Consider the following 25,407-nt stretch of genomic DNA (forward strand, 5'->3'; position numbering starts at 1 on the left):
ATGAGGACGAAATTCACCGAGGCGTTCGGTGTCGAGCACCCGATCGTCCAGGGCGGCATGATGTGGGTCGGCCGAGCCGAACTCGTAGCGGCCGTCGCGAATTCGGGGGCGCTCGGATTTCTCACCGCGCTCACCCAGCCGACACCCGAAGATCTCGTCGCGGAGATCGCCCGCACCCGGGAGCTCACCGACAAGCCGTTCGGCGTGAATCTCACCATCCTCCCGTCGATCAACCCGCCGCCGTACGCGGAGTACCGCCAGGCGATCATCGATTCCGGAATCGGCATCGTCGAGACCGCCGGCTCCAGTCCGGTGGACCACCTCCCGCACCTGAAGGACGCGGGGATCAAAGTGATCCACAAATGCACGAGCGTGCGGCATGCGGTGAAGGCGGAACGGGTGGGCGTCGACGCGGTCAGCATCGACGGCTTCGAATGCGCAGGCCACCCCGGTGAGGACGACGTCGCGGGCCTGATCCTGATCCCGGCCGCCACCGGAAAGCTCACGGTCCCCGTGATCGCGTCCGGCGGTATCGCGGACGCGCGCGGTCTCGTCGCAGCGCTCGCACTCGGCGCCGACGGCGTGAACATGGGCACCCGATTCATGTGCACGGTCGAATCCCCGGTGGCACACGCCGTCAAGGAACAGATCGTCGCCAACACCGAACTCATCTTCCGGTCCCTTCGCAACACCGCCCGCGTCGCGACCAACGCGGTCAGCGCCGAGGTGGTCGACATCGAGTCCCGTGGATGCGAATTCGCCGACATCCAGCATCTCGTCGCCGGAGCCCGGGGACGCACGGTGTTCGAAATGGGCGATCTCGACGCCGGTATCTGGACCGCGGGACAGAGCCAGGGCCTGATCGACGACATCCCGACCGTGCGCGAACTCGTGACCCGGATGGTCGCGGAGGCGGAATCGATCATCACCGGACGGCTCGTACGCACGGTCGACTCGCGCATCGGAGCGGTGTCGTGACCGCCCCGGCGGTCGACGGGCTGCGCGTCGTCAACGAGGCCGGGACACTCCGGATCACGATCGACCGGCCCGACCGGATGAATGCCCTCGACCTGGCACACATGTCGGCGCTGGGCGACGTGCTCACCGCAGCTGCCGCGGACTCGTCCGTTCGTGTCGTGGTCATCGCGGGGGCGGGCAAGGCGTTCAGCACGGGAGCGGACCTCGCGGCGGCCGCCGCGGCCGGAGGCCGGGAAGCGCCCGCAGAGGTGGTGATGGACTCCGCCAACCGGGTGGTTCGCGCCATCGTCGAGTTGCCGGTTCCGGTCATCGCGCAGGTGAACGGGGCGGCCGCGGGGGTCGGGGCGTCCATCGCTCTCGCCGCCGATCTGACGTACGCCTCCGAGAATGCCTATCTACTCCTCGCGTTCGTCAGCATCGGGTTGATGCCCGACGGCGGTTCCAGCGCGCTGATCGCAGCGTCCATCGGCCGGGCACGGGCCACCCGGATGGCTCTCCTCGGCGAGCGCCTGCCCGCCGCGGAGGCGGAGCGGGAGGGCCTGATCGCGGGTGTCCTCCCTCCGGACGAACTCGCCGCGCACGTCGATTCCGTGGCGGCCCGGCTGGCTCGTGGTCCGAGGCGGGCCATCGAACTCACCAAGCGGGCACTCACCGCAGCGACACTGACAGCTCTGGACGCCTCACTCGACCGCGAGAAGGCGGGCCAGGCGGAACTGCTGCAGGGCCCCGACTTCGTCGAAGGGATCACCGCGATGCTCGCGAAACGCGCTCCGAACTTCCGGAGCTGATGCGAATTGCGGTTAACAAGACTGTTCCGATAGACGTCGAGATCTGTAATACTCGTCACAGCTCGGTGCGGGTCCGAACTGGCACACGGGCGCCGGGCACGAGTACAGCGAAGGGACCACCACCACATGTCGTCACGTAGCGAGCTGCTGGAGCAGCCACTGCAATCCCGCCGCAACCACTGGAACAACTGGGTTGCGTCACACGCGGAGATGAAGCCCGACCAGGCCGCGTTCCGCTTTCTCGGCCACAGTACGACCTGGCGCGAATTGCACGACCGATCGGAGGCGCTGGCCGGCGCACTGTCCCGGCGCGGTGTGAACTTCGGCGACCGTGTTCTGCTGCTCACCCTCAACCGCACCGAGTTCTTCGAAGCGGTGCTCGCGATCAATGCCCTCGGTGCCATCGCGGTCCCCGTCAACTTCCGGCTCACCCCGCCCGAGGTCGCGTTCATCGCCCGTGACTCGGGGGCTCGTTCGGTGTTCACCGAGCCTGCGCTCGCGCCGCTGGTCGCCGCGGTGCGTCAGGACGTTCCCGAACTGAGCCTGGTCGTGAACATCGGCGCCGACACCGGAGCCGACGTGCTCGGTTACGAAGAACTCGTGTCGGAGGCCGGCCCGGCCCATGCACCCGTCGATCTGCCGGAGGACACACCGTCCCTGATTCTCTACACGTCCGGAACGACGGGTGCGCCGAAGGGGGCGGTGCTGTCGCACTCGAACATGGTCGGACAGTCCATCACCTGTATCCGCGCGATGCGCTACGACAGCGGTGACGACATCGGGTTCCTCGCGTCTCCCGTGTTCCACGTGGCCGCGCTCGGTTCGGTCGCCCCGATGCTGATGCTCGGCGGTACCACGGTGATTCACCCGCTCAAGGCGTTCAACCCCACCGAGATGCTCGACGTGTGGGAGCAGGAGCGGATCACGACGGTGTTCCTCGTGCCGGTGCAGTGGCAGGCCGTCTGTGCCGACCCGACCGTCCGGGGTCGCGATCTCGCCCTTCGCGTCATCAGCTGGGGGGCGGCACCCGCATCGGATACGGTGCTGCGCGCCATGGCGGACACGTTCCCGCGGGCCCTCATCGTCGCGGTGTTCGGGCAGACCGAGATGTCGCCCATCACCTGCGTCCTCGACGGGGACGACGCGATCCGCAAGCTGGGCTCGGTGGGCAAACCGATCCCGACGATCCAGACGCGCGTCGTCGACGACGACATGAACGACGTCGCACCCGGGACCGTCGGTGAAATCGTCTACCGCGGACCGACGATGATGCTCGAGTACTGGCAGAATCCGGCCGCCACGGCGGACGCGTTCGCCGGTGGGTGGTTCCACTCCGGAGATCTGGTGCGGCAGGACGACGAAGGTTTCGTCTACGTCGTCGACAGGAAGAAGGACATGATCATCTCCGGTGGCGAGAACATCTACTGCGCCGAGGTGGAGAACGTCCTGTTCGGACATCCGCGGATCCGGGAGGCCGCCGTCGTCGGCCGGCCCGATCCCAAGTGGACCGAGGTGCCCGTCGCCGTCGTCGCACTCGACGACGATGGATCCGACCTCACCGTCGACGAACTCGCGGCGTGGCTCGACGACAAGCTTGCCCGATACAAGCATCCGAAAGACGTCGTGATCGTCGACGCACTGCCCCGGAACGCCAGTGGCAAGGTCGTCAAAGGCGAGCTCCGAAAGGCCTACGGCGCAACCGGCGTCGCGGTCGTCTGACCCCGTTTCGAACATCTCGTTGCCGGTCGCCGCTCGGCGGTGACCGGCACCGGGGGAGGACCGCGTGACATTCGAGTTGCCACCCGCCAAAGGGCCCGTGAGTCACTTCGCCAACGAAGTCGGCGCACTCATCGGATTCTCGATCGCGACTACGGTGGCCGCGGTGCGAGTTCTGGTGCGGCGCAAGCTGGCCTGGCGCGAACTGCTGGACCAGGCCTGGCGGATCGCGTCGGTCACGTCGGCGCCCGCGTTGCTGTTGATGATCCCCATCGGAGTCCTCATCGCCGTCACGATCGGTAGCCTCGCCGGTCAGCTCGGCGCCGAGGGGTATACCGGGGCGGTCGTGGGGTTCGTGATCGTCGGGCAGGCGTCCGCCCTGGTCTGCGCGCTGATGCTGGCCGGGGTCGGAGGGTCCGCGATCTGCGCCGACCTCGGTTCGCGGACGATCCGCGAAGAGGTCGAGGCCATGGAGGTCCTCGGGCTCAACGTGATCGAGCGGCTCGTGGTCCCGCGAGTGCTCGCGGCGGTGCTTGTCGGCGTCGCACTCTGCGCGATGGTCACCGCCGTCGGAGTGTCGGCCTGTTTCCTCTTCCAGGTGATCGTCCAGAACAGTTCGGCGGGAAGCTTTCTCACCGCGCTGTCCCAGTACACGCGGTTGTCGGATTTCGTGGTCGCCCTCGTCAAATCGATGGCGTTCGCGGTGACGTCGGCGCTCGTCGCCAGTTTCAAGGGGCTGCACGCCAAGGGCGGGCCCAGCGGTGTCGCCGACGCCGTCAACGAGGCCGTGGTCCTGGCCTTCATTCTGGTCTTCATCGTCAACACCGTGCTCAGTCAGCTCTATTCCGTTCTCGTCGTCCCGGTAGGTGGTTACTGATGGTCGTGAGCATCAGATGGCCCGCCGTGCACTGGGTGCGGGCCCGGGCCCGCCAGCCCCTCGACCTGATGACGGGGCTGGGCCGGGAATTCACGTTCTACGGCAGCGTGATCGCCGGAGTTCCCCTCGCGGTCGTGAAGTACTGGCGGCACATCATGCGTCAGATCGGCGACATCAGTTTCGGCGGTGCCACGCTGCTCGCCGGTGGCGGCGCGATCGGTGTCGTCTTCGCGATGTCCGCCGTCGCCGCGACGCAGGTGGGCATCGAGGGGTTGCGCGGACTGGACCTGCTCGGCATGGGATCCCTGTCCGGACTTCTGTCGGCGATCCTCAACACCCGCGAACTGGCGCCCGTGATCGCGAGCATCGCGCTCGCGGCGAAGGTCGGAACCGGGTTCACCGCCCAGCTCGGCGCCATGCGCATCTCGGAGGAGATCAGTGCGCTGGATGCGATGGCGATCCGGTCGCTGCCGTTCCTCGCGAGCACCCGGCTCGTCTCGTGCCTGATCTGTGTGGTCCCCTTGTACGTCGTCGGCCTGCTGTCGTCGTACCTGGCTTCGCGGCTCGTGATCGTCACGTTCAGCGGGCAGTCGGCCGGAACCTACGACTACTACTTCCATCTCATGCTCACCCCCACCGACGTCGTGTACTCGTTCGTCAAAGCCGTTGTGTTCGCGACGATCATCGCGCTCGTCCACTGCTCGTACGGGTACCACGCGTACGGCGGGCCCGAGGGCGTCGGCCGGGCGGCCGGACGCGCGTTGCGGACCAGCATCCTCGCCATCGGCATCGTCGATCTGCTGCTGACGCTCTCGCTGTGGGGTCTCGTCCCGTCCGCTCCCGCCCTGGGGTTGCCGTGATGCGCGGCCGGCCGGGTGGTCCGGGCAACGGCGCACTCGCCGTGCGGGGGGTGATCGGAGTGGCGGTCCTGATCCTGGGATCGGCATTGCTGGTCGGTTTCGGCACCGGTGCGATCGTCACCGATCCGGTGGTGACAGCGTCGCTTCCGGCCGACGCCGGTGCAGTGAAGTCGCACACCACGGTGTCCTACAGGGGGGCGACCGTCGGAACCGTGTCGAGTGTCGACCCTGGAATGAACGAGACCGGCATGGACATCAGTCTCCGCCCGGAACAGATGCGTCACATCCCGGCATCTGTCCAGGTGCGGGTCGTGCCCCGCACGCTGTTCGGCGACCAGACCGTCGAGCTGGTGTCGACCGCCGGAACCGGCGGCGCCCGACTCGAGGCCGGCGCGCGGCTGCAACCCGACACCTCGTCCGAGACCGTCCAGATGTACGACCTGTACTCGAAGGTCTACGACATGCTGTCGCGGGTGAAGCCCGAGCAGATGCAGGCCGCACTCAGCGCCGTCGCCGACGCGCTGCGCGGCCGCGGCGAGCAGCTGGGGCACACCATCGACAGCCTCCACACGGTCGCGACGTCGACCGCGCCACTCGTGGATTCGGTCGCGGAGCGGGCGCCGCAGATCGCCCGGATCAGTGAGCAACTGGCCGCGGCCGCACCGGACGTCCTCGCCACCTTGGACGCCGCGGTGTCTCTGTCGAACACCCTCGTCGAGAACACCGACAGCTTCACCGGTTTCCTCGCCGCCTCGCTCGTCGTGTCGAGGAACTCCGGCGACGTCCTGGAACAGAACGCGGACAACATGATCGCGGTGGCCCTGAACGTCTCGCCGACCCTGGGCACCCTGGCCGGCAAGTCCGATCTGCTGCGGGCCACCCTCGACGAGGCAGGCCCGTTCGGCGAGGCCGGCGCCGCCGTCTTCTCCACCGGCAAGTTCGCGGTCCGCGTCGCCGCGGACCTGTCCAATCCGCGGCCCTACACGTCGGCCGACTGCCCGCAGTATCCCGGCATGGAGGGACCGAACTGCGGGGGAGGTGGCGGAGGATGAGCGTCCGGAACTCGGCAATCAAACTGGTGGTCTTCGCAGTCCTCGGCATCCTCTCGGCAGTGCTCGTGGTGAACACTCTGCGGGTGCCGGTCGAGGGGCAGACCGTCACGTACAAGGCGTTGTTCACCGACGCCCAGGGCGTCACCCCCGGCAGCGACGTCACCATTGCCGGTGTGCGGGTGGGACGTGTCGATTCGATCGACATCGTCGATGGCGACGCCGGGAGTGCCACCGCCCTGGTGGACTTCGAGGTGCAGCGCGATCAGGAACTTCCCGCCGACACCACCGTCGCCATCCGATACGGCGACCTGCTCGGGGTCCGGTATCTCGATCTCGCGGCCGGGCCGTCGGGCGAGGGCACGCTTGGGGATGGCGACACGATTCCGCTCGACCGAACGTCCCCCGCACTCGATCTCACCAGTCTCTTCAACGGATTCAAGCCACTGTTCGACGCCATCGACCCGAAACAGGTCAACGCACTCGCCACCGAAGTTGTCGCCGTGTTCGACGGCAGGAAAACGAGCATGGAAACTCTGCTGCGCAGGGTGGCGGACGTCACCGGCAACCTGGCGAATCACGATCAGCTGATCGGCGATCTCATCCGAAACCTCGAGGTGGTGGTGGGAACGGCGGCGGCGCGGGGTCCCGAGCTGTCCCACCTCGTCGAGCGCCTCACCCAATTCACCGGAATGCTCGCCGAGAACAACGAGGTTCTCATGGACACCCTCGATCAGAGTGCGGCGGTGAGCCGGTCGGCGCTGCAGATGGTGGACGGCCGCGTCCCGGAGCTCAGCCGCACCGTAGAACAGCTCCAGTCACTGACGGGGGCAATGCTGGGCGCCAACCCGGAATTCGATCACCTGATGGTGGCCATGCCGGAATTCTTCTCGTCCGTCGACCGCTCGGGCTCGTACGGCTCGTGGCTCAACATCTACCTGTGCACCTTCATCGTCAACGTCGACGGTCGCGAAGGCGTCCTCGGTCCCGACCTGCATTCGAGGTACTGCCAATGAGTGTCAGCGAGAAGGTGCGCGACGTCTGGGACTCGCTGGCCGGAAATCAGCGAGTGCGGCCGGTCAACCCGCTGATCGTCGGGATCGCAGGAGTTCTCGCGGCAACGCTGGCGCTCGCGCTTGTTCTGGTGATCCCGCGGGTGAGCTTCGCCGTCCGGACGGACGGCTACACGGCCGAACTCGCGAACGCTGCGGGCCTGACCGATTCGGACTACGTGTACGTGGCGGGCGTCCCCGCCGGCCGGGTGACCGCAGTGGACCTGGCAGGCGATCACGTGGTCGTGCACTTCCGGCTCGACGGTGAGCGTCACCTCGGATCGACGACGTCCGCGGGAGTGAAGCTGTCGACCATCCTGGGCAAGCGATATCTGGACGTCGCGCCGTCGGGGCCGGGAGATCTGGGGGACGACGGGGTGATCCCACTCCGCCGCACCAGCGTTCCGTACTCGCTCGACGACATCGGGTCGTCCGCGATCGAGACGGCGGACGAACTCGACCTCGGGGGACTGCAGAAGATGCTCGCTGTCGTGACGGACACGTTGCCGCAGGACGCGAACCTGAACCGGGAGGCACTGGCGGGTGTGAGTGCGGCGTCCGCGATCCTGGCGAAGAACGCCGATCAGGTCACGCAACTGCTCGACAGCTCGCGGACACTCACGGACGTGCTGGTCGGTCAGCAGGATCAGCTCGCCACCCTGCTCGGTAACGCGGACGTCGTGATGAACACGCTCGCCACCCGCCGTGCGGCCATCCGCCAGATGGTCGACGATCTCCAGGCGCTCGTCGCACAGGCATCCCAGTTCCTGGGCGAGAACACCGCCGAGCTGGATTCACTGCTCGCCAACGCGAGACAGGTGACGGACCGGCTGCATGCCAACCTCGCGAACCTCGACGCGCTCCTGACCACGGGTGCGCCGGCCGCGAGGGCACTCGTGAACGCGACCGGGACCGGCGACTGGGCTGATGTCTCGGCGCCGTCGGCCGTCATCGCCGACAACCTGCTCTGCGTCGTCGGGCTGATCACGGGGTGCTCGTGAACGCGGGCGTCGCGCGCAGGGCCGCCGGGATCGGTGGCGTGCTCGCCCTCGTGGTGGCGATCGTCGTGGCCGGCTGGCTGCTGATCTTCCGCACGTCGTCCACCGTTGTGCATTCCGAATTCGCCTACGTCAACGGCGTGTTCCCCGGCACCAAGGTCTCGGTGCTCGGGGTCCCGGTCGGCACCGTCGAGGCGGTCGAGCCGAGGGGCGCGACCGTGATGCTCACGATGTCCGTCGCGTCGGACGTCGTGCTCCCCGCGGGCGTGAACGCGTACGTGCTGGTGACGTCCGCGATCGGTGAGCGCTTCGTCGAACTCGGTCCCGCGTACACCGGCGGCCCGGTGTTCGAGAGTGGGCAGACCATTCCACCCGAACGTAGTCATTCGCCCATCACCTGGGACCAGCTGATGGACAGCGTCGACACCGTCGTCAAGGCGCTCGGCCCGGACGGAGGCGACGCCGGCGCCGCGATCTCCGCTGCCGCCGCGTCCACGGACGGCCTCGGTCCCGCGATGAACGACGCCATCCGCACACTGTCGCAGGCGAGTTCGGTGATCGCAGGCAACAGCGCGGACGTCGGCGCGCTTGTCGACAACCTCGAGGTGCTCGTGAACACGATCTCGTCGCGTCAGGCGCAGGTCGATTCACTCGCCGGTTCGCTCACCGCGATCGGGGACGAGTTCGCCGGCCAGCAGTTCGCGATCGGCGACACGGTGAACCAGTTGTCCGCGCTCCTGAACCAGATCGACCAACTCGTGTCCGCCCGGGGCGGCGACGTCGCCGCCGGCATCGACAACCTCGCGGGAGTGAGCGAAGTGCTGCAGAGGCACGACACCGACCTCGCCGAGATCATGGATCTGGTGCCCTTGCTGATCGACAACATCCAGCGTGCGGTCACCCCGGACCAGCGTGCCCGTATCCGGCTGAACATCTCCACGAACCTGGCGCAGGCCGAGCCGACGTCCCCGCTCTGCGCGGTAGTCGATCCGATCCTCTGCCGCGGAGCGGGAATCACCAACCCGATTCAGTTTCCGCCCAGCATGTCCGACCCGTTCGGGCTGCGCGAACTCATGGTCGGAGGACGATGACGATCCGGACGAGAACGAAGTCGCTGACGGCGGCGCTGATCGTCGGTGTCGCGCTGCCGGTCGCAGGGTGTTCGCTGAGCCTGCAGGAACTGTCGGTGGGCCGTTCGCCGGACGGTCCGTCGTATCAGATCTCTGCGCAGTTCGACGGAGTCGATCGCGTCGTCCCGGGCGCCGAGGTCCGAGTGGGTCAGGAAGTGGTGGGCCGCGTCTCGGACGTGTCGACCCGGGACTTCACCGCTCACATCGAGATGCGGATCCGCGACGACGTCCCGATACCGCGGGATGCGACCGCCCGGATCGAATTGCCCACCGCCCTCGGCAATCCCTTCGTCCGACTCGACGTCGGGGACGCGACGGGCGTGCCGATGAGCGAGGGCGACACCATTCCACTGGACCGGACCTCGCGCGGTCCCGACATCGAGAGTGGGCTGGCGGCGCTGGCCACCGTGCTGAACGGCAGCGGCATCGATCAGATGCACGCCATCATGAACGAATTGACCGTCGCCTTCACGGGCCGCTCGGACAAGGTCCGGGAACTGGTGGACATGCTGAACGACTCGCTGGGGGTCGTCGACGACCATCGGGACGAACTCGACCGGGCGATGGCGGCGTCCAATGCCTTCGCGGCGGAACTCGCTGCCGGGCAACCGATCCTCGACCGGGCGATGACCGGCCTGGCGCCGGCGGTGGATCTCCTGGTGTCGCAACGAGATCAGATCATCGCGCTGATGGGAGAGGCGTCCCGTCTCAGCCGCGAGGCGCAACACGTCCTCGGCAGCGCCGGATCCGAATTGTCGGCCGAGATCAGCGACGCGGGGGCCGTGCTCACGGCACTCGACGGGTTCGAGTCACAACTCGCGCCGACATTGAATTCGGTGGCGACGTTCCTCGGTGGATTCGCCGCGGCCACACCCGGCGATTACACGACGTTCGACGGAACGTTCGACGTCACCGCGGTCATCGCCAAGCTGCTCACCGGATCGGCTCCGCTCGAGGTGCCGGAAGCCCGCACACTGCCCGAGGTACTCGGCGGAGGCGTCCGATGATGACACGTCACGTCGTGGCGCAGCTGGTCCTGTTCCTCGTGATCTCGATCGCCGCGATGTTGTTCGGGCTGCGGTACGTCACCGGCCCGGACACGTTCGGAAGTCCCATTCACCTGAGTGCCCGGCTCGACCACGCCGCCGGCCTCGCCCAGGGAGCGTCCGTCAATTATCGCGGCGTCGGAGTGGGCACGATCAGCTCCGTCGACGTGAACCCCGAAGGGACGGGCGTCGTCCTCGGCATCGAACTGCATCCCGGTACGCAGGTGCCGGCCGGTTCGACCGCGAAGATCACCACCGAGAACGCGATCGGCATCCAGGCGCTCGACATCATGCCCGACGGCGCGGACCCGCCGTACCTCGCGGACGGAGGCGTCGTCGAGGTTCCGGAGGAGGGAATCCCGCGATCGCTCGACGCGACCCTCGTCGAGACCACGGACCTCGTGAACTCGATGGACGTCACCGCACTGTCCTCGCTGGCCGACACGTTCGGCACCGCCTTCGGGGGCACGGGACCCGACCTGCAGAACCTGCTCGACGGTTCCGCCGAGATCGCCCGGACACTCGAAACCCGCACCGACGCACTGTCGACCATCGTGAACGAGGGCATGCCGCTCCTGGACGCGGCGGACGGCCTCACCGCCGCTCTGCCGGAATCGGCGAGTACCGCCCGAAGCGTCCTCGAGCAATTGCGGGCCCACGACTCCGCGCTCGTCGACCTGCTCGGGCGCTCGCCCCAGACGATGGCGAGCCTGGACTCGTTGCTATCGGGAAATCAGGACTCACTGAGCGCCTTGATGGCAAATCTGGTTCTCCCCACCAGGATCGTCGGTGACCGCACACCCTCCCTCGACTACGGCCTGACGATCATGCCCGGCGCGCTGCCGAAGATCGCGTCGATCGAGAAGGGTGGACTCGCCGACCTTCTCCTGGTCGGAACGCAGGGGCCGATGTGCGTGTACGACGCCCCGCGCCGTCTGGTGACCGACGCGGAACCGAGTCAGCCCGCCCTGGACTGGACGTGTCAGTCGCAGCAGTACCTGGAGCAGCGGGGCGCCGTGAACGTTCCACGTCCGGACGACCTGGGTCAGGAGAACGCGACGAGGAACGGCGGCGTCTATGGACCCCCGGCCGCGGACGATCCGCTGGTGATCGAGCCCCCACTGACAGGGCACACCCCGCGCTAGGAGCAGTTCTATGCCGGGTTGCCCGCGGCCCGGCGATAGCCGCGCACCGCCGGGTAGGTGAAGATCAGCAGCCCGGCGAGCGACCACGCGACGGTCTTGAGCAGTGGTTCCGCGACGGGTCCGCCCATCGACAGTCCCTTCATCGCGTCGATCGCGCACGACATCGGCTGGTTCTCCACGAACGGCTGAAGCCAGGTGGGGTAGGCGCCGGTGGGTACGAATCCCGAGTTGAAGAACAGCAGGAGAGTGCACAGCAGGGAGAGGAGTTCGACGAGCGGCGCCTTCGCCGCGTTGACGGCGAGGGCGGTCACCATCGTCGCGAAACTCACCCCGAACAGCAGCGGCAGGAGCATCAATGCGATACCGGCGAGAATGCCCTGATCGAACCGGAACCCGATGGCGAAACCGACGGCGATGATCAGCACGGTGGTGAGCATGATCCGCACGGATTCGGCCATGAGACGGCTGAGCAGGCCCGACGCGCGGTGGACGGGCAGCACCCAGAACCGGCTCAGGAGCCCGTCCGCCCATTCCTTCTTCAGCGACAGACCGCCCGCGATGGATCCGAACATCGCGCCGACGAGCGTGATCATCGGAACGGTCCCGAAGACGCTGTTGACCCCGGTGGCCTTGGTGATCGAGATCCCGAGCACCGCCCAGAACATCAGCAACATCAACGACGGGTACACGATCGCCTGCAGCATGGTGTACGGGTCGCGCGCCCAGCGGAGCAGAAGTCGTCTGGTCTGCAGCAGACTGTGCGAGATGAGCGCGGCGAGGGAATTCTCCGGGTGGGGTTCGAGCACCTCGGGGAATGTCACCGTCGCCGGTGTGTCGGATCGGTACTCGGTGGTCATCCGCGCCTCACATTCGACCAGATCGACAACGGAATGAAGACCAGCGCCAGCCCTCCGCACCACAACAGCGTGGGTGTCAGCTGCTGGAACGTGATCGTGCCTTCCGTCATGGCACGCATGGACGTGGAGAACTGCGAGATGGGCTGATTCCGCACGAAGCCCTGCGCCCACTCCGGGAACTGCGTCACCGGAACGAAACCGGACGAGAACATGCCGAGGATCAGCTGGGGGAGCGTCAGCGCCTGACTGGTGACCTCGGGACTCCGGGTCAGGGTGCCGAGGGCGTCGGCACCCGTCGTGAGCGTGAACCCGATCAGCATCGCCAGCCCGCAGAACGCCGCGGTCAGCCCGAATCCGCCGGCGAACCGGAAGCCGATCGCGTATCCGTAGCCGATCGCGGCGACGAGTGAGATCGTCGAATGCACGAGGGAGGCGGTCATGCGCGAGGCCAGCGGGACCGCCGCCCCGACCGGCATTGTCTGGAACCGGGAATTCATGCCGTTCGACGCCTCGGTGGCCCCGCGGTGCGCCGCCGAGATCGCGGTGAACGCCATGGCCTGCAGGACGATGATCGGCATGACGAACTGTGCGTAGTCGATGCCCTGGAACTTCATCACCAGCCGCAGCGGCAGATAGAAACCGAGCGTGAAGATCAGTGGAGCGAACACCGCGATGAAGAACTGACCGAACACCCACATCGTGTGCAGGTTCCGCTGGGACAGCGCAATCCACTGCTGGACGGTCGACGGATGCGGCCGCCGGTGCTTGCCCTCGAGGGCACTCTCGAATCCGAGCTGGGCGGGCGCCGTCACGACGGCAGGCTCTCGTCGACGCGGACGTGACCGGTGAGGGAGAGGAAGACGTCGTCGAGGGACGGGCGCCGCAGGGCGATGTCGGCGAGCGTGACCCCGGCGAGGTCGAGGCGGCGCAGAACCTCGGCGAGGGTCTGGGCGCCGTGTTCGGCGGGAATCGACAACCGGTCGGTGCCTTCTTCGATGACCCGGCCGGGTGGGCACAGGCTCGTGAGGATCTCCCGGACGCGCGGCAGGTCGTCGAGACTCACCGGGACGACCTCGCAGTAGCTTCCGCCGGTCCGGGCCTTCAGTTCGTCGGCCGTGCCCTCGGCGATCACGGTGCCCTTGTCGATGACGACGATGTTGTCGCTCAGCAGGTCGGCCTCTTCGAGGTACTGCGTGGTCAGCAGGATCGTGATGCCCTGCTGCTTCAGCGCGGACACGAGGGACCACACGCCCTGACGGCTGCGGGGATCGAGGCCGGTGGTGGGCTCGTCGAGGAACACCACCTCGGGGCGGATTACCAGGCCACAGGCGATGTCGACGCGCCGGCGCATACCGCCGGAATACCCGGACACCTTCCGGTCTCCCGCTTCGAGCAGATCGAACTGGGTCAGAAGATCCTGCGCGCGCGATTTCGCTGACGCCTTGGGCAGGCCCATCAGGCGGCCGAAGAGCACCAGATTCTCGCGGCCGGTCAGCGACTCGTCGAGGGCGGCGTACTGGCCCGTCATCATGATGCTGCGGCGGACGTTCGCCGACTCCTCGACGACGTCGTGTCCGGCGACGAACGCGCGGCCCGCATCGGGTCGCAGCAGAGTCGACAGCACGTTGACGGTGGTGGTCTTCCCTGCGCCGTTGGGGCCCAGGATGCCCAGGACCGTGCCGCGGGGCACCTCGAAGCTCACACCCCGCAACGCTGCTACGTCACCGAAGGATTTCTCGATTCCCTCGACAAGAACGGCCGTGTCAGGTGCTGGCATGTCCCGAGTATGTCACGCGAAGAGGGCGATCAAGGCAGACCGGGGAACACCTTCGCGCCCGAGGAACGGGAGGGCAAAACTTCTGTAACGCGTAAAGACAGGTACACGATAAATCCCGGACGTTTGTACCACTTCGGCCCCGGCGACCACGGCGGAAACCGATCCCGTCCGGCCGGAAGGTCGTGCGGTGCCGCGACGTTCCGGCTCCGGGGAAGTGCCACAGGGCAATTCGGGTCACCAGCGCGAACGCCGGAACGAATGTGAGCTTCGACATGCGCCTTTCGCGTTCTACCGCGGCGTGACCCACGTCGTGATGTCGGCGTGTACCACCTCTACTCCCTGTCGGTCGAAGATGCGCACGGGCACGACCACGTCGGTGCCCTCGGTGATCGCGGCGAAATCCGGCAGCTCCGGCAGTTCCGCGACGGCGCGCAGCGTTCCGTTCGCCTTGGCGAGGTAGTCCACCGTCATCGACTTCGGGATCCACCGATGGGTCGACGGCACGGTCGCCTCGGACAGCATGCCCATGGCGGCCTCGGCGAGGTTGCACGCCGCGATCGCGTGGAACGTGCCCAGGTGGTTGCGGACGCCCCACCACTTCGGTGCGCGGACTTCGCAACGGCCCGGCCGCATCTCGACGACGCGGGGGAGTACCGAGCCGAAGTAGGGGACGCGCAGACACATGCCGACGGAGAAGAGGGCGTGTCCGAGCGCGTTGTCGGGGAGCTTCTGCCACGCGGCGAACGTGGGACTCGAGGTGGTCATCCCCCTATCTTACTTCAGAGTAAGTTCGAACGAGCGCGGGAGGTATCGAGCCCGGTTTGAAGTCTTCCGCCCGGTACGGCATACTGGTCGGGTTGCCTTGTCTGGGACGCGATCGTTTGCGGCCCGAAACAGGTGGGGTGAAACGTCGCGATGTAGATCAAATGACCTGCTCGCGGCCACATGCAAGACGGAAGCAGTACCTACTGGCACTCGAATTCGAGTGCATCCGGTGCGCGTTCCCGGCCCGAATGGCTGAAAAGTTCCGGGTCGGAGAATGAGTGGGAGGGCGACACGCCCGACCGCGTGTACCGGAGAACCATGACAGATGAACAGCGGCAGCGGATCGGGTGTGTCCCGGTCGCCTAGCGTTCGGACAGTTGCGGCCCAGGTAAGGGACTGTGCAGACGAGGTAGTTCGGCCCGACTCGGGTGGGACTACGAAACGCGGCAAGAAAAGGACACTAAGCGTGGCGGGACAGAAGATCCGCATCAGGCTCAAGGCCTACGACCATGAGGCGATCGACGCGTCAGCGCGCAAGATCGTCGAGACGGTGACCCGTACCGGGGCCCGCGTCGTTGGACCCGTGCCGTTGCCGACCGAAAAGAACGTGTACTGCGTCATCCGTTCGCCGCACAAGTACAAGGACTCGCGCGAGCACTTCGAGATGCGTACTCACAAGCGGCTTATCGACATTCTCGACCCGACGCCCAAGACGGTTGACGCGCTCATGCGCATCGACCTTCCGGCCAGTGTCGACGTGAACATTCAGTGAGCGCGGCGGAGACAAAAACAATGACTGATACCAAGATCAAGGGAATCCTGGGCACCAAGCTCGGCATGACCCAGGTCTTCGACGAGAACAACCGGGTCGTTCCGGTCACCGTCGTGAAGGCCGGACCGAACGTCGTGACCCAGATTCGTACCGAAGAGCGTGACGGCTACAGCGCCGTGCAGCTCGCGTTCGGCGCCATCGACCCGCGCAAGGTGAACAAGCCGACTTCCGGCCAGTTCGCCAAGGCCGGCGTCACCCCGCGCCGCCACGTTGTGGAGCTCCGCGTTGCCGACACCTCGGAGTACGAGGTCGGCCAGGAACTTACCGCCGAGGTCTTCGAGGACGGCGCCTACGTCGACGTCACCGGAACCAGCAAGGGTAAGGGCTTCGCCGGAACCATGAAGCGCCACGGCTTCGCCGGTCAGGGCGCATCGCACGGTGCGCAGGCCGTGCACCGTCGCCCCGGTTCCATCGGTGGTTGCGCCACTCCGGGCCGCGTGTTCAAGGGCATGCGCATGTCCGGCCGCATGGGTAGCGACCGCATCACGACGCAGAACCTCTCCGTTCACAAGGTGGACGCCGAGAACGGCCTGCTGCTGATCAAGGGTGCGATCCCCGGCCGCAAGGGTGGCCTCGTGATCGTCAAGAGTGCAGTGAAGGGTGGTGCACGAGCATGACCAGCACCGAGACATCGACGACCAAGCTGACGCTGGACGTCAAGGTCGCCGGCGGCAAGACCAACGGCACCGTCGATCTCCCCGCGGAGATCTTCGACGCGCCTGCCAACATCGCGCTTCTCCACCAGGTTGTCGTCGCGCAGCTCGCTGCTGCACGTCAGGGAACCCACTCCACCAAGACCCGCGGCGAGGTTCGCGGCGGTGGCAAGAAGCCGTACCGCCAGAAGGGCACCGGCCGCGCTCGTCAGGGCTCGACCCGTGCACCGCAGTTCGCCGGCGGTGGCACCGTCCACGGCCCGCAGCCGCGCGACTACAGCCAGCGGACCCCCAAGAAGATGAAGGCCGCCGCCCTGCGCGGAGCCCTCTCCGACCGGGCCCGCAACGAGCGCATCCACGTGATCACCGAACTGGTTGCCGGTCAGACTCCGTCCACGAAGTCCGCCCGCACCTTCATCGGCGAGATCTCGGACCGCAAGAAGGTCCTGCTCGTCGTCGGACGCGAGGACATCGCGGCCTGGAAGAGCGTGCAGAACCTGGACGGCGTGCACCCCATTGCACCCGACCAGCTCAACACCTACGACGTGCTCAACAGCGATGACGTCGTGTTCAGCGTCGAGGCGCTGAACTCGTTCATCCACGGGCCCGCCGAGACCGCCCAGGAAGAGAACAAGGAGGAGGGCAAGTGAGCACCATCGCCGATCCCCGCGACATCCTGCTCGCCCCGGTCATCTCCGAGAAGTCCTACGGACTGATCGAGGAAGGCACCTACACCTTCCTGGTGCACCCGGACTCGAACAAGACGCAGATCAAGATTGCCGTCGAGAAGATCTTCGGCGTCACCGTGACCAGCGTCAACACCGCCAACCGTCAGGGCAAGCGCAAGCGGACCCGGTTCGGTTACGGCAAGCGCAAGGACACCAAGCGCGCGCTCGTGACCCTCTCGGCCGACAGCAAGCCCATCGAGATCTTCGGAGGACCGGTCGCGTAAAGCGCCCGGGACTTGACGAGACATAGAGGACGAGAAGACTCATGGCAATCCGTAAGTACAAGCCGACTACCCCGGGCCGTCGTGGCTCGAGCGTCTCGGACTTCGCCGAGATCACTCGGTCGACCCCCGAGAAGTCGCTGGTTCGCCCGCTCCACGGACGCGGTGGACGTAACGCACACGGTCGTATCACCACCCGCCACAAGGGTGGCGGACACAAGCGCGCCTACCGGCTGATCGATTTCCGTCGCAACGACAAGGACGGCGTGCCGGCCAAGGTCGCTCACATCGAGTACGACCCCAACCGCACCGCGCGTATCGCCCTCCTGCACTACGCGGACGGCGAGAAGCGCTACATCATCGCCCCCAAGGGCCTGGTTCAGGGTGCTCCGGTCGAGTCCGGCGCAGGCGCCGACATCAAGCCCGGCAACAACCTGCCCCTGCGCAACATCCCGACGGGTACCACCATCCACGCGGTGGAACTCCGCCCGGGTGGCGGCGCCAAGATGGCCCGCTCGGCCGGATCCAGCATCCAGCTGCTCGGTAAGGAAGGCACCTACGCCACGCTGCGTATGCCGTCCGGCGAAATCCGTCGTGTCGACGTTCGCTGCCGCGCCTCGATCGGTGAGGTCGGCAACGCCGAACAGTCGAACATCAACTGGGGCAAGGCCGGCCGTATGCGCTGGAAGGGCAAGCGCCCGACCGTCCGTGGTGTCGTGATGAACCCGGTCGACCACCCGCACGGTGGTGGTGAGGGTAAGACCTCCGGTGGTCGCCACCCGGTCAGCCCGTGGGGCAAGCCCGAGGGCCGCACCCGCAAGAACAAGGCGAGCGACAAGCTCATTGTCCGTCGTCGCCGTACCGGCAAGAACAAGCGCTAGGAGGGAGTGAAGGATGCCACGCAGCCTCAAGAAGGGCCCGTTCGTCGATGACCACCTCCTCGCGAAGGTGGACGTGCAGAACGAAAAGGGAACCAAGCAGGTCATCAAGACCTGGTCCCGTCGTTCCACGATCATCCCGGACTTCATCGGCCACACGTTTGCGGTTCACGACGGCCGCAAGCACGTCCCCGTGTTCGTTTCCGACTCGATGGTCGGACACAAGCTCGGAGAGTTTGCACCGACCCGCACGTTCAAGGGTCACATCAAGGATGATCGGAAGGCGAAGAGGCGATGAGCAACACCGAAACCGCCAACCCGACCGCCAAGGCAGTAGCGCGCCACGTGCGCGTCACGCCGATGAAGGCGCGTCGTGTTGTGGACCTGGTCCGCGGGCGTTCGGTTGAAGACGCCCTGAACATCCTGAAGTTCGCGCCGCAGGCAGCGAGCGAGCCGGTCGCCAAGGTGATCGCCTCCGCAGCAGCCAACGCCGAGAACAACCTCGACCTGGACCCGAGCACGCTTGTCGTTGCCACGGCGTTCGTGGACGAGGGCGCGACCCTCAAGCGGTTCCAGCCGCGTGCACAGGGACGTGCGTTCCGTATCCGCAAGCGCACCAGTCACATCACCGTGATCGTGGAGAGCCTGCCGAAGACCGGAACATCGACCCGTAATCGCCGGAAGGGAAGTGCTCAGTAGTGGGCCAGAAAATCAACCCGCACGGCTTCCGCCTCGGCATCACCACCGACTGGAAGTCTCGCTGGTACGCAGACAAGCAGTACGCGGAGTACGTCAAGGAAGACGTCGCGATCCGTAAGCTCCTCGCCACCGGCATGGAGCGCGCGGGCATCGCGAAGGTCGAGATCGAGCGCACCCGTGACCGTGTGCGTGTGGACATCCACACCGCTCGCCCGGGCATCGTCATCGGCCGCCGCGGCGCCGAAGCCGATCGCATCCGTTCCGAGCTCGAGAAGCTGACCGGCAAGCAGGTCCAGCTGAACATCCTCGAGGTCAAGAACGCCGAGGCCGAGGCCCAGCTCGTCGCACAGGGTGTGGCCGAGCAGCTCTCGAACCGTGTCGCCTTCCGTCGCGCCATGCGTAAGGCCATCCAGTCGGCCATGCGTCAGCCCAACGTCAAGGGAATCCGCGTTCAGTGCTCCGGTCGTCTCGGCGGCGCCGAGATGTCCCGGTCGGAGTTCTACCGCGAAGGCCGTGTGCCGCTGCACACGCTTCGTGCGGACATCGACTACGGCCTCTACGAGGCCAAGACCACCTTCGGCCGCATCGGCGTGAAGGTCTGGATCTACAAGGGCGACATCGTCGGTGGCAAGCGTGAGCTCGCCGCCAACGTGGCTGCTCCCGCAGGCGACCGCCCGCGCCGTGAGCGTCCGAGCCGTCCCCGTCGTTCCGGTGCCACCGGCACCACCGCGACCAGCACCGAGGCCGGCCGCGCAGCGACCGCCACCGCCGATGCACCCGCTACGACTGAACAGAAGGAGGGCTGACGCATGTTGATCCCACGGCGGGTCAAGCACCGCAAGCAGCACCATCCGAGCCGTTCGGGTGCCGCCAAGGGTGGAACCCAGGTGACCTTCGGTGACTACGGTATCCAGGCTCTCGAGCCGGCCTACATCACCAACCGGCAGATCGAGTCCGCTCGTATCGCCATGACCCGGCACATCAAGCGTGGCGGCAAGATCTGGATCAACATCTTCCCGGATCGCCCCCTCACCAAGAAGCCGGCCGAAACCCGCATGGGTTCCGGTAAGGGTTCGCCCGAGTGGTGGATCGCGAACGTCAAGCCCGGTCGCGTGATGTTCGAGATGAGCTACCCCAATGAGGAGATCGCTCGCGAGGCCCTGCGCCGCGCGATGCACAAGCTCCCGTGCAAGTGCCGGATCGTGACAAGGGAGGAGCAGTTCTGATGGCTACTGGAACCCCAGCCGCAGAGCTCCGCGAGCTCACCGAAGAAGAGCTGGTCACCCGGCTTCGTGAGTCGAAGGAAGAGCTGTTCAACCTTCGTTTCCAGATGGCCACGGGTCAGATGGACAACAACCGTCGACTTCGTACCGTTCGTCACGAGATCGCGCGTATCTACACCGTTCTGCGTGAGCGTGAGCTCGGGCTGGCCGTTGGTCCGGACGCAGGTGACGCGGCATGAGTGAGGAAAAAGCAGTGAGCACTGAAGAGCGCGGCAGCCGCAAGGTCCGCACCGGATACGTCGTCTCCGACAAAATGGAGAAGACGATCGTGGTCGAGCTCGAGGACCGGGTCAAGCACCCGCTCTACGGCAAGATCATCCGGCGCACCAGCAAGGTGAAGGCGCACGACGAGAACGGCGTCGCAGGCATCGGTGACCGCGTGCAGCTGATGGAGACCCGTCCGCTGTCCGCGACCAAGCACTGGCGTCTCGTCGAGGTCCTCGAGAAGGCCAAGTAAGAATCCGAATAATGTATCCAGTACGATGGTGGGGTTGCCTTGCGGCAGACGCACGGCAACCCCACCGTTGTGCCGCCCACCCGGGCGGCCCCTCTCGCAGGGCACGGGTACAGACCGCGCACGTCGGGTCGGAAATCTGCCGTGCAACAGTCCAGGTCAAGGAGAAGTAAGTGATTCAGCAGGAGTCGCGGCTGCGCGTCGCCGACAACACGGGTGCCAAGGAGATTCTCTGCATCCGCGTTCTCGGTGGTTCGTCTCGCCGCTACGCCGGGATCGGTGACATCATCGTCGCCACCGTCAAGGACGCCATCCCGGGTGGAAACATCAAGAAGGGCGAGGTCGTCAAGGCCGTCATCGTCCGTACCACCAAGGAACGTCGCCGTCCGGACGGGTCGTACATCAAGTTCGACGAGAACGCCGCCGTCCTCATCAAGCCGGACAACGATCCCCGTGGCACCCGCATCTTCGGCCCCGTCGGCCGTGAGCTGCGTGAGAAGAAGTTCATGAAGATCGTCTCGCTCGCCCCGGAGGTGCTGTGATGAAGGTGCACAAGGGTGACACCGTGCTGGTCATCGCCGGCAAGGACAAGGGCGCGAAGGGCAAGGTCATCCAGGCCTACCCCGCGACCAACAAGGTCCTCGTCGAAGGCGTGAACCGCATCAAGAAGCACACCGCGGTTTCCGCGAACGAGCGCGGAGCTTCCTCCGGCGGCATCGTCACGCAGGAAGCCCCGATCCACGTTTCCAACGTCGCGGTCGTCGACTCGGACGGCAACCCCACTCGCGTGGGCTACCGGACCGACGAAGAGTCCGGCAAGCGCGTTCGGATTTCCCGGAAGAACGGGAAGGACATCTGACATGACCTCCACTGAGAACAAGATCCAGCCGCGCCTGAAGACTCGCTACCGCGAGGAGATCAAGGCTGCGCTGAACACCGAGTTCGACTACGCCAACGTGATGCAGATCCCCGGCGTCGTCAAGGTCGTCGTCAACATGGGTGTCGGCGACGCCGCGCGCGACGCCAAGCTGATCAACGGTGCCGTCAACGATCTCGCTCTGATCACCGGTCAGAAGCCCGAGATCCGCAAGGCACGCAAGTCCATCGCGCAGTTCAAGCTTCGCGAGGGAATGCCGATCGGTGCCCGCGTCACGCTGCGTGGCGACCGCATGTGGGAGTTCCTGGACCGTCTCGTGTCCGTCGCGCTTCCCCGCATCAGGGACTTCCGCGGGCTGTCGGGCAACCAGTTCGACGGCAACGGCAACTACACGTTCGGCCTGAACGAGCAGTCGATGTTCCACGAGATCGACGTGGACAAGATCGACCGCCCGCGCGGCATGGACATCACCGTGGTGACCACCGCGACCAACAACGAAGAAGGCCGTGCCCTGCTGAAGCACCTCGGCTTCCCGTTCAAGGAGAACTGAGCTAATGGCTAAGAAGGCATTGGTCAACAAGGCCAACAAGAAGCCCAAGTTCGCGGTGCGCGCCTACACCCGCTGCCAGCGCTGCGGCCGTCCGCACTCGGTGTTCCGCAAGTTCGGCCTGTGCCGAATCTGCGTCCGTGAGATGGCGCACGCCGGCGAGCTGCCCGGCGTTCACAAGAGCTCCTGGTGAGCCGGTGACGCTGCCTGCCTCCTCGGCGGCGGCGTCACCCACAGACTTCCGGTTCGTAACCTCGGACCGGGAAACGTAAGACCTACTTCGCGATAGGCCTGCGCCGGAAACGGCAGAGGGAACCGTTGTGAGAAAGGTAGAGGTCAACCTCATGACCATGACCGACCCCATCGCAGACTTCTTGACGCGTCTGCGCAACGCCAACACGGCGTACCACGATGAGGTGAAGTTGCCCCACTCGAAGATCAAGGCGAACATCGCCGAGATCCTCAAGCGCGAGGGTTACATCGCCGACTACCGCACCGAAGACGCCGAGGTGGGCAAGACCCTCATCGTCGACCTGAAGTACGGCCCGAGCCGTGAGCGCAGCCTTGCCGGCGTGCGCCGCGTCTCCAAGCCCGGTCTGCGTGTGTACGCGAAGTCCACCAACCTGCCCAAGGTTCTGGGCGGCCTCGGCGTGGCGATCATTTCCACGTCCACCGGCCTGCTCACCGATCGCCAGGCGGCCAATCAAGGAGTGGGCGGGGAAGTCCTCGCCTACGTCTGGTAAGGGAGGCCACCACAATGTCGCGTATTGGAAAGATTCCCGTCACCGTCCCCGGCGGCGTCGACGTCTCGATCGACGGCCAGGCCGTCACGGTCAAGGGCCCCAAGGGCTCGCTGGCCCTGACGATCTCCGAGCCGATTGCCATTGCGAAGAACGACGACGGCACGCTCAGCGTGACCCGTCCGGACGACGAGCGTCGTAGCCGCGCGCTGCACGGTCTGTCTCGCACCCTGGTACAGAACCTCATCACCGGTGTCACCGACGGTTACACCACCAAGATGGAGATCCACGGCGTCGGTTACCGCGTCGCTCTCAAGGGCAAGGACCTCGAGTTCGCACTCGGCTACAGCCACCCGGTCCCGATCGAGGCTCCGGAAGGCATCACCTTCGCTGTCGAGTCGCCCACCAAGTTCTCGGTGTCGGGCATCGACAAGCAGCAGGTCGGGCAGATCTCGGCCAACATCCGCCGTCTCCGTCGTCCGGACCCGTACAAGGGCAAGGGCGTGCGTTACGAGGGTGAGCAGATCCGCCGCAAGGTCGGAAAGACGGGTAAGTGATATGAGCCAGACTGCAAACCAGAAAGCCAAGCGGGTTCCGCTCGGCAAGGATGCGTCCACGAAGCGTCGCCTGTCGAAGGTGCGTCGTCACTTCCGTCTCCGCAAGAAGGTCTCCGGCACGCCCGAGCGTCCCCGCTTGGTCGTCAACCGGTCCTCGCGCCACATCCACGTCCAGCTCGTGGACGACCTCGCAGGCCACACCCTGGCCGCGGCGTCGACCACCGAGGCCGACGTGCGGGCCGCGGACGGCGACAAGAAGGCCCTCAGTGCAAAGGTCGGTCAGCTGATCGCCGAGCGCGCGAAGGCTGCCGGCGTCGAGACCGTGGTCTTCGACCACGGCGGACACGGCTACCACGGTCGCATCGCGGCCTTGGCGGACGCAGCTCGCGAAGGCGGGTTGAAGTTCTGATGACCATCATTTCGAACGGAAGGACAGCCTGATGCCGGGACGTCAGAGGCGTGACGGCGGAAGCGGACCCGCCGGACAGAATGGCCCCAATACGGGGGACAACCGCGGCGGCGGCGACCGTCGTGGTGGCGGTCGCGACGATCGTCGCGGCGGACAGTCGGCCGAGAAGTCGAACCACATCGAGCGCGTGGTCACAATCAACCGCGTGTCGAAGGTCGTCAAGGGTGGTCGTCGCTTCAGCTTCACCGCTCTGGTGATCGTGGGCGACGGCAACGGACTGGTCGGCGTCGGCTACGGCAAGGCCAAGGAAGTTCCTGCGGCCATCCAGAAGGGTGTCGAGGAGGCTCGCAAGAGCTTCTTCCGCGTTCCGATGATCGGTGGCACCATCACGCACCCGATTCAGGGTGAGGCCGCAGCGGGCGTCGTCATGCTGCGTCCGGCCAGCGCAGGTACCGGTGTGATCGCCGGTGGCGCGGTGCGTGCGGTGCTGGAGTGCGCCGGTATCCACGACATCCTGTCGAAGTCGCTCGGTAGCGACAACGCCATCAATGTCGTGCATGCGACCGTTGCTGCGCTCAAGGGCCTGCAGCGTCCCGAGGAAGTTGCGGCTCGCCGCGGTCTCGCCCTCGAAGACGTGGCTCCCGCCGGCATGCTGCGTGCACGCGCACAGGCTGGGAGCGTGAAGTAATGGCCGACCTCAAGGTCACTCAGATCAAGAGCACCATCGGTACCAAGCAGAACCAGAAGAACTCTCTGCGCACGCTGGGCCTGAAGGGCATTCGTCAGACTGTTGTTCGTGAGGACAACGCACAGAACCGCGGTCTGATCAATGTGGTGCGCCACCTCGTCACAGTTGAGGAGGTCTAACCATGACCATCAAATTGCATCACCTGCGCCCCGCACCCGGAGCCAAGTCCAACAAGATTCGTGTCGGTCGTGGTGAAGGCGGCAAGCGCGGCAAGACCGCCGGTCGCGGCACGAAGGGCACCAAGGCCCGCAAGAACGTGCCCGCAGCCTTCGAGGGTGGACAGATGCCGCTGCACATGCGTCTGCCCAAGCTCAAGGGCTTCACCAACCCGTTCCGCACGGAGTACCAGGTCGTCAACGTCGGCGACATCGCCCGTCTGTTCCCCGAGGGTGGACAGATCACGGTCGAGGACCTCGTTGCGAAGGGTGCCGTTCGCAAGAACCAGCTCGTCAAGGTTCTCGGTGACGGCGATCTGACTGTCGCCGTCCAGGTGACGGTCGACAAGTTCACCGGCTCCGCCAAGGAGAAGATCGCTGCTGCCGGTGGTACGACCACCGAGCTGTGAGCTATCACCGCTAGCCAGTAGATGGCCGCAGTACAGCCTCGCGCTGTACTGCGGCCATTTGCGGCTGTACGGGCAGCACTGCCGCAGGTCTCCCAACTGCGCGTTCAGTTGCCACTGTTAGAGTTCTAGAGTTCATTCACGGACAAGTCTGCTTTCGACTTCGTCTCCCCACCGTCGT

Annotated in this window: 36 protein-coding genes; 32 read left to right on the forward strand and 4 right to left on the reverse strand. The window is 66.1% G+C overall.

All coding sequences use genetic code 11. The features are described from left to right. From ACFWAY_RS28420 to ACFWAY_RS28470, 11 genes are all read left to right on the forward strand, one after another. Positions 1 to 978 carry an NAD(P)H-dependent flavin oxidoreductase gene (locus tag ACFWAY_RS28420; protein ID WP_378512962.1) on the forward strand — a complete coding sequence of 326 codons (978 nt, stop codon included), beginning with the start codon at positions 1 to 3 and terminating at the stop codon, positions 976 to 978. Then, positions 975 to 1,766, forward strand: a complete 792-nt coding sequence (locus tag ACFWAY_RS28425; protein WP_378512963.1) for an enoyl-CoA hydratase — start codon at positions 975 to 977, stop codon at positions 1,764 to 1,766. The genes ACFWAY_RS28420 and ACFWAY_RS28425 overlap by 4 nt, the downstream gene beginning before the upstream one ends. Positions 1,767 to 1,892: 126 nt before the next feature. Next, positions 1,893 to 3,485, forward strand: a complete 1,593-nt coding sequence (gene fadD5, locus ACFWAY_RS28430) for a fatty-acid--CoA ligase FadD5 (protein WP_378512964.1) — start codon at positions 1,893 to 1,895, stop codon at positions 3,483 to 3,485. 64 nt (positions 3,486 to 3,549) lie between these two features. Then, entirely contained in the window at positions 3,550 to 4,359 is an 810-nt protein-coding gene (locus ACFWAY_RS28435) for an MlaE family ABC transporter permease (protein WP_378451949.1), read from the forward strand. Further along, complete coding sequence (locus ACFWAY_RS28440; protein ID WP_378512965.1) at positions 4,359 to 5,219, forward strand: MlaE family ABC transporter permease; 861 nt, start codon at positions 4,359 to 4,361, stop codon at positions 5,217 to 5,219. Before ACFWAY_RS28435 ends, ACFWAY_RS28440 begins: the two co-directional genes overlap by 1 nt. Next, positions 5,219 to 6,271 (forward strand): MCE family protein, encoded by a 1,053-nt coding sequence (locus ACFWAY_RS28445; protein WP_378512966.1) that lies wholly within the window; start codon positions 5,219 to 5,221, stop codon positions 6,269 to 6,271. Before ACFWAY_RS28440 ends, ACFWAY_RS28445 begins: the two co-directional genes overlap by 1 nt. Further along, the gene (locus ACFWAY_RS28450) at positions 6,268 to 7,284 is read left to right on the forward strand and encodes an MCE family protein (RefSeq protein WP_378512967.1); all 1,017 of its coding nucleotides are present in this window, start codon (positions 6,268 to 6,270) and stop codon (positions 7,282 to 7,284) included. Before ACFWAY_RS28445 ends, ACFWAY_RS28450 begins: the two co-directional genes overlap by 4 nt. Next, positions 7,281 to 8,321: an MCE family protein gene (locus tag ACFWAY_RS28455; RefSeq protein WP_378512968.1), complete on the forward strand. Its 1,041-nt coding sequence runs from the start codon at positions 7,281 to 7,283 to the stop codon at positions 8,319 to 8,321. Before ACFWAY_RS28450 ends, ACFWAY_RS28455 begins: the two co-directional genes overlap by 4 nt. Beyond that, the gene (locus tag ACFWAY_RS28460) at positions 8,312 to 9,409 is read left to right on the forward strand and encodes an MCE family protein (RefSeq protein ID WP_378512969.1); all 1,098 of its coding nucleotides are present in this window, start codon (positions 8,312 to 8,314) and stop codon (positions 9,407 to 9,409) included. Before ACFWAY_RS28455 ends, ACFWAY_RS28460 begins: the two co-directional genes overlap by 10 nt. After that, positions 9,406 to 10,455 carry an MCE family protein gene (locus ACFWAY_RS28465; protein WP_378512970.1) on the forward strand — a complete coding sequence of 350 codons (1,050 nt, stop codon included), beginning with the start codon at positions 9,406 to 9,408 and terminating at the stop codon, positions 10,453 to 10,455. Before ACFWAY_RS28460 ends, ACFWAY_RS28465 begins: the two co-directional genes overlap by 4 nt. Next, positions 10,452 to 11,639: an MlaD family protein gene (locus ACFWAY_RS28470; protein ID WP_378512971.1), complete on the forward strand. Its 1,188-nt coding sequence runs from the start codon at positions 10,452 to 10,454 to the stop codon at positions 11,637 to 11,639. The genes ACFWAY_RS28465 and ACFWAY_RS28470 overlap by 4 nt, the downstream gene beginning before the upstream one ends. A gap of 8 nt (positions 11,640 to 11,647) precedes the next feature. Here ACFWAY_RS28470 and ACFWAY_RS28475 read toward each other — a convergent pair whose 3' ends face one another. The 4 genes from ACFWAY_RS28475 to ACFWAY_RS28490 form a co-directional block, all read right to left on the reverse strand. After that, entirely contained in the window at positions 11,648 to 12,496 is an 849-nt protein-coding gene (locus ACFWAY_RS28475) for an ABC transporter permease (protein WP_378512972.1), read from the reverse strand. Then, complete coding sequence (locus ACFWAY_RS28480) at positions 12,493 to 13,308, reverse strand: ABC transporter permease (protein WP_378451958.1); 816 nt, start codon at positions 13,306 to 13,308, stop codon at positions 12,493 to 12,495. Before ACFWAY_RS28480 ends, ACFWAY_RS28475 begins: the two co-directional genes overlap by 4 nt. After that, a complete protein-coding gene (locus ACFWAY_RS28485) occupies positions 13,305 to 14,273 on the reverse strand; it encodes an ATP-binding cassette domain-containing protein (protein WP_378451959.1) in 969 nt (322 codons plus the stop codon). Before ACFWAY_RS28485 ends, ACFWAY_RS28480 begins: the two co-directional genes overlap by 4 nt. Before the next feature lie 288 nt (positions 14,274 to 14,561). Beyond that, complete coding sequence (locus tag ACFWAY_RS28490; protein ID WP_378512973.1) at positions 14,562 to 15,038, reverse strand: hotdog fold domain-containing protein; 477 nt, start codon at positions 15,036 to 15,038, stop codon at positions 14,562 to 14,564. Positions 15,039 to 15,504: 466 nt separating this feature from the next. Between ACFWAY_RS28490 and rpsJ the strand changes: the two genes are divergently transcribed. The 21 genes from rpsJ (at position 15,505) to rplO (ending at position 25,229) form a co-directional block, all read left to right on the forward strand. After that, a complete protein-coding gene (gene rpsJ / locus ACFWAY_RS28495) occupies positions 15,505 to 15,810 on the forward strand; it encodes a 30S ribosomal protein S10 (protein ID WP_003938093.1) in 306 nt (101 codons plus the stop codon). Between the two features lie 20 nt (positions 15,811 to 15,830). Beyond that, positions 15,831 to 16,487 carry a 50S ribosomal protein L3 gene (rplC, locus tag ACFWAY_RS28500; RefSeq protein ID WP_009479366.1) on the forward strand — a complete coding sequence of 219 codons (657 nt, stop codon included), beginning with the start codon at positions 15,831 to 15,833 and terminating at the stop codon, positions 16,485 to 16,487. Further along, positions 16,484 to 17,173, forward strand: a complete 690-nt coding sequence (rplD, locus tag ACFWAY_RS28505; protein WP_378451961.1) for a 50S ribosomal protein L4 — start codon at positions 16,484 to 16,486, stop codon at positions 17,171 to 17,173. The genes rplC and rplD overlap by 4 nt, the downstream gene beginning before the upstream one ends. Next, positions 17,170 to 17,475 (forward strand): 50S ribosomal protein L23, encoded by a 306-nt coding sequence (gene rplW / locus ACFWAY_RS28510; RefSeq protein ID WP_005239632.1) that lies wholly within the window; start codon positions 17,170 to 17,172, stop codon positions 17,473 to 17,475. The genes rplD and rplW overlap by 4 nt, the downstream gene beginning before the upstream one ends. A 41-nt stretch (positions 17,476 to 17,516) precedes the next feature. Next, positions 17,517 to 18,353 carry a 50S ribosomal protein L2 gene (gene rplB, locus ACFWAY_RS28515; protein ID WP_005239633.1) on the forward strand — a complete coding sequence of 279 codons (837 nt, stop codon included), beginning with the start codon at positions 17,517 to 17,519 and terminating at the stop codon, positions 18,351 to 18,353. Between the two features lie 13 nt (positions 18,354 to 18,366). Continuing rightward, positions 18,367 to 18,648: a 30S ribosomal protein S19 gene (gene rpsS / locus ACFWAY_RS28520; protein WP_003940820.1), complete on the forward strand. Its 282-nt coding sequence runs from the start codon at positions 18,367 to 18,369 to the stop codon at positions 18,646 to 18,648. Next, complete coding sequence (rplV, locus tag ACFWAY_RS28525) at positions 18,645 to 19,049, forward strand: 50S ribosomal protein L22 (protein WP_005239634.1); 405 nt, start codon at positions 18,645 to 18,647, stop codon at positions 19,047 to 19,049. The genes rpsS and rplV overlap by 4 nt, the downstream gene beginning before the upstream one ends. Then, positions 19,049 to 19,855: a 30S ribosomal protein S3 gene (rpsC, locus tag ACFWAY_RS28530; RefSeq protein ID WP_005239635.1), complete on the forward strand. Its 807-nt coding sequence runs from the start codon at positions 19,049 to 19,051 to the stop codon at positions 19,853 to 19,855. Before rplV ends, rpsC begins: the two co-directional genes overlap by 1 nt. Before the next feature lie 3 nt (positions 19,856 to 19,858). After that, positions 19,859 to 20,275: a 50S ribosomal protein L16 gene (gene rplP, locus ACFWAY_RS28535; protein WP_005239636.1), complete on the forward strand. Its 417-nt coding sequence runs from the start codon at positions 19,859 to 19,861 to the stop codon at positions 20,273 to 20,275. Next, complete coding sequence (gene rpmC, locus ACFWAY_RS28540) at positions 20,275 to 20,511, forward strand: 50S ribosomal protein L29 (protein ID WP_005239637.1); 237 nt, start codon at positions 20,275 to 20,277, stop codon at positions 20,509 to 20,511. Before rplP ends, rpmC begins: the two co-directional genes overlap by 1 nt. Continuing rightward, positions 20,508 to 20,789 carry a 30S ribosomal protein S17 gene (rpsQ, locus tag ACFWAY_RS28545; RefSeq protein ID WP_005239638.1) on the forward strand — a complete coding sequence of 94 codons (282 nt, stop codon included), beginning with the start codon at positions 20,508 to 20,510 and terminating at the stop codon, positions 20,787 to 20,789. The genes rpmC and rpsQ overlap by 4 nt, the downstream gene beginning before the upstream one ends. A 170-nt stretch (positions 20,790 to 20,959) precedes the next feature. Further along, on the forward strand, positions 20,960 to 21,328 hold the full coding sequence (gene rplN / locus ACFWAY_RS28550; protein ID WP_005239639.1) for a 50S ribosomal protein L14: 369 nt from the start codon (positions 20,960 to 20,962) through the stop codon (positions 21,326 to 21,328). Then, positions 21,328 to 21,645 carry a 50S ribosomal protein L24 gene (rplX, locus tag ACFWAY_RS28555; RefSeq protein ID WP_005239640.1) on the forward strand — a complete coding sequence of 106 codons (318 nt, stop codon included), beginning with the start codon at positions 21,328 to 21,330 and terminating at the stop codon, positions 21,643 to 21,645. The genes rplN and rplX overlap by 1 nt, the downstream gene beginning before the upstream one ends. Before the next feature lies 1 nt (position 21,646). Beyond that, complete coding sequence (gene rplE / locus ACFWAY_RS28560; protein ID WP_005239642.1) at positions 21,647 to 22,213, forward strand: 50S ribosomal protein L5; 567 nt, start codon at positions 21,647 to 21,649, stop codon at positions 22,211 to 22,213. Between the two features lie 4 nt (positions 22,214 to 22,217). Continuing rightward, the gene (locus tag ACFWAY_RS28565; protein WP_005239644.1) at positions 22,218 to 22,403 is read left to right on the forward strand and encodes a type Z 30S ribosomal protein S14; all 186 of its coding nucleotides are present in this window, start codon (positions 22,218 to 22,220) and stop codon (positions 22,401 to 22,403) included. A gap of 151 nt (positions 22,404 to 22,554) precedes the next feature. After that, positions 22,555 to 22,953, forward strand: a complete 399-nt coding sequence (gene rpsH, locus ACFWAY_RS28570; RefSeq protein WP_005239657.1) for a 30S ribosomal protein S8 — start codon at positions 22,555 to 22,557, stop codon at positions 22,951 to 22,953. A gap of 14 nt (positions 22,954 to 22,967) precedes the next feature. Next, positions 22,968 to 23,507 (forward strand): 50S ribosomal protein L6, encoded by a 540-nt coding sequence (gene rplF, locus ACFWAY_RS28575; protein ID WP_378451962.1) that lies wholly within the window; start codon positions 22,968 to 22,970, stop codon positions 23,505 to 23,507. Position 23,508: 1 nt separating this feature from the next. Continuing rightward, positions 23,509 to 23,916, forward strand: coding sequence for a 50S ribosomal protein L18 (rplR, locus tag ACFWAY_RS28580; RefSeq protein ID WP_072945701.1), 408 nt, complete (start codon positions 23,509 to 23,511; stop codon positions 23,914 to 23,916). Between the two features lie 31 nt (positions 23,917 to 23,947). After that, positions 23,948 to 24,604 carry a 30S ribosomal protein S5 gene (gene rpsE, locus ACFWAY_RS28585; protein ID WP_280782636.1) on the forward strand — a complete coding sequence of 219 codons (657 nt, stop codon included), beginning with the start codon at positions 23,948 to 23,950 and terminating at the stop codon, positions 24,602 to 24,604. Then, entirely contained in the window at positions 24,604 to 24,783 is a 180-nt protein-coding gene (rpmD, locus tag ACFWAY_RS28590) for a 50S ribosomal protein L30 (RefSeq protein ID WP_378417741.1), read from the forward strand. Before rpsE ends, rpmD begins: the two co-directional genes overlap by 1 nt. A gap of 2 nt (positions 24,784 to 24,785) precedes the next feature. Further along, entirely contained in the window at positions 24,786 to 25,229 is a 444-nt protein-coding gene (gene rplO / locus ACFWAY_RS28595) for a 50S ribosomal protein L15 (protein ID WP_378451963.1), read from the forward strand. The last annotated feature ends 178 nt before the right edge of the window (positions 25,230 to 25,407 follow it).

Origin of the sequence: Rhodococcus sp. NPDC059968 (assembly GCF_042738615.1) — a bacterium.
Taxonomy (GTDB): domain Bacteria; phylum Actinomycetota; class Actinomycetes; order Mycobacteriales; family Mycobacteriaceae; genus Rhodococcus_F.

Bases quoted from the DNA above. Each gene is read 5' to 3' on its own strand.
- ACFWAY_RS28420 (WP_378512962.1), top strand. From the start codon at position 1: ATGAGGACGAAATTCACCGAGGCGTTCGGTGTCGAGCACCCGATCGTC.
- ACFWAY_RS28490 (WP_378512973.1), bottom strand. From the start codon at position 15,038: ATGACCACCTCGAGTCCCACGTTCGCCGCGTGGCAGAAGCTCCCCGAC.
- rplE (WP_005239642.1), top strand. From the start codon at position 21,647: ATGACCTCCACTGAGAACAAGATCCAGCCGCGCCTGAAGACTCGCTAC.
- fadD5 (WP_378512964.1), top strand. From the start codon at position 1,893: ATGTCGTCACGTAGCGAGCTGCTGGAGCAGCCACTGCAATCCCGCCGC.
- rpsE (WP_280782636.1), top strand. From the start codon at position 23,948: ATGCCGGGACGTCAGAGGCGTGACGGCGGAAGCGGACCCGCCGGACAG.
- rplO (WP_378451963.1), top strand. From the start codon at position 24,786: ATGACCATCAAATTGCATCACCTGCGCCCCGCACCCGGAGCCAAGTCC.
- rpsH (WP_005239657.1), top strand. From the start codon at position 22,555: ATGACCATGACCGACCCCATCGCAGACTTCTTGACGCGTCTGCGCAAC.
- ACFWAY_RS28470 (WP_378512971.1), top strand. From the start codon at position 10,452: ATGATGACACGTCACGTCGTGGCGCAGCTGGTCCTGTTCCTCGTGATC.
- ACFWAY_RS28455 (WP_378512968.1), top strand. From the start codon at position 7,281: ATGAGTGTCAGCGAGAAGGTGCGCGACGTCTGGGACTCGCTGGCCGGA.
- rplB (WP_005239633.1), top strand. From the start codon at position 17,517: ATGGCAATCCGTAAGTACAAGCCGACTACCCCGGGCCGTCGTGGCTCG.
- rplC (WP_009479366.1), top strand. From the start codon at position 15,831: ATGACTGATACCAAGATCAAGGGAATCCTGGGCACCAAGCTCGGCATG.
- rpmC (WP_005239637.1), top strand. From the start codon at position 20,275: ATGGCTACTGGAACCCCAGCCGCAGAGCTCCGCGAGCTCACCGAAGAA.
- rpsQ (WP_005239638.1), top strand. From the start codon at position 20,508: ATGAGTGAGGAAAAAGCAGTGAGCACTGAAGAGCGCGGCAGCCGCAAG.
- ACFWAY_RS28565 (WP_005239644.1), top strand. From the start codon at position 22,218: ATGGCTAAGAAGGCATTGGTCAACAAGGCCAACAAGAAGCCCAAGTTC.
- rplD (WP_378451961.1), top strand. From the start codon at position 16,484: ATGACCAGCACCGAGACATCGACGACCAAGCTGACGCTGGACGTCAAG.
- rplV (WP_005239634.1), top strand. From the start codon at position 18,645: ATGAGCAACACCGAAACCGCCAACCCGACCGCCAAGGCAGTAGCGCGC.
- ACFWAY_RS28475 (WP_378512972.1), bottom strand. From the start codon at position 12,496: ATGACCACCGAGTACCGATCCGACACACCGGCGACGGTGACATTCCCC.
- ACFWAY_RS28445 (WP_378512966.1), top strand. From the start codon at position 5,219: ATGCGCGGCCGGCCGGGTGGTCCGGGCAACGGCGCACTCGCCGTGCGG.
- rplP (WP_005239636.1), top strand. From the start codon at position 19,859: ATGTTGATCCCACGGCGGGTCAAGCACCGCAAGCAGCACCATCCGAGC.
- ACFWAY_RS28485 (WP_378451959.1), bottom strand. From the start codon at position 14,273: ATGCCAGCACCTGACACGGCCGTTCTTGTCGAGGGAATCGAGAAATCC.
- rpsS (WP_003940820.1), top strand. From the start codon at position 18,367: ATGCCACGCAGCCTCAAGAAGGGCCCGTTCGTCGATGACCACCTCCTC.
- rplR (WP_072945701.1), top strand. From the start codon at position 23,509: ATGAGCCAGACTGCAAACCAGAAAGCCAAGCGGGTTCCGCTCGGCAAG.
- ACFWAY_RS28465 (WP_378512970.1), top strand. From the start codon at position 9,406: ATGACGATCCGGACGAGAACGAAGTCGCTGACGGCGGCGCTGATCGTC.
- rplF (WP_378451962.1), top strand. From the start codon at position 22,968: ATGTCGCGTATTGGAAAGATTCCCGTCACCGTCCCCGGCGGCGTCGAC.
- rpmD (WP_378417741.1), top strand. From the start codon at position 24,604: ATGGCCGACCTCAAGGTCACTCAGATCAAGAGCACCATCGGTACCAAG.
- ACFWAY_RS28440 (WP_378512965.1), top strand. From the start codon at position 4,359: ATGGTCGTGAGCATCAGATGGCCCGCCGTGCACTGGGTGCGGGCCCGG.
- rplX (WP_005239640.1), top strand. From the start codon at position 21,328: ATGAAGGTGCACAAGGGTGACACCGTGCTGGTCATCGCCGGCAAGGAC.
- ACFWAY_RS28450 (WP_378512967.1), top strand. From the start codon at position 6,268: ATGAGCGTCCGGAACTCGGCAATCAAACTGGTGGTCTTCGCAGTCCTC.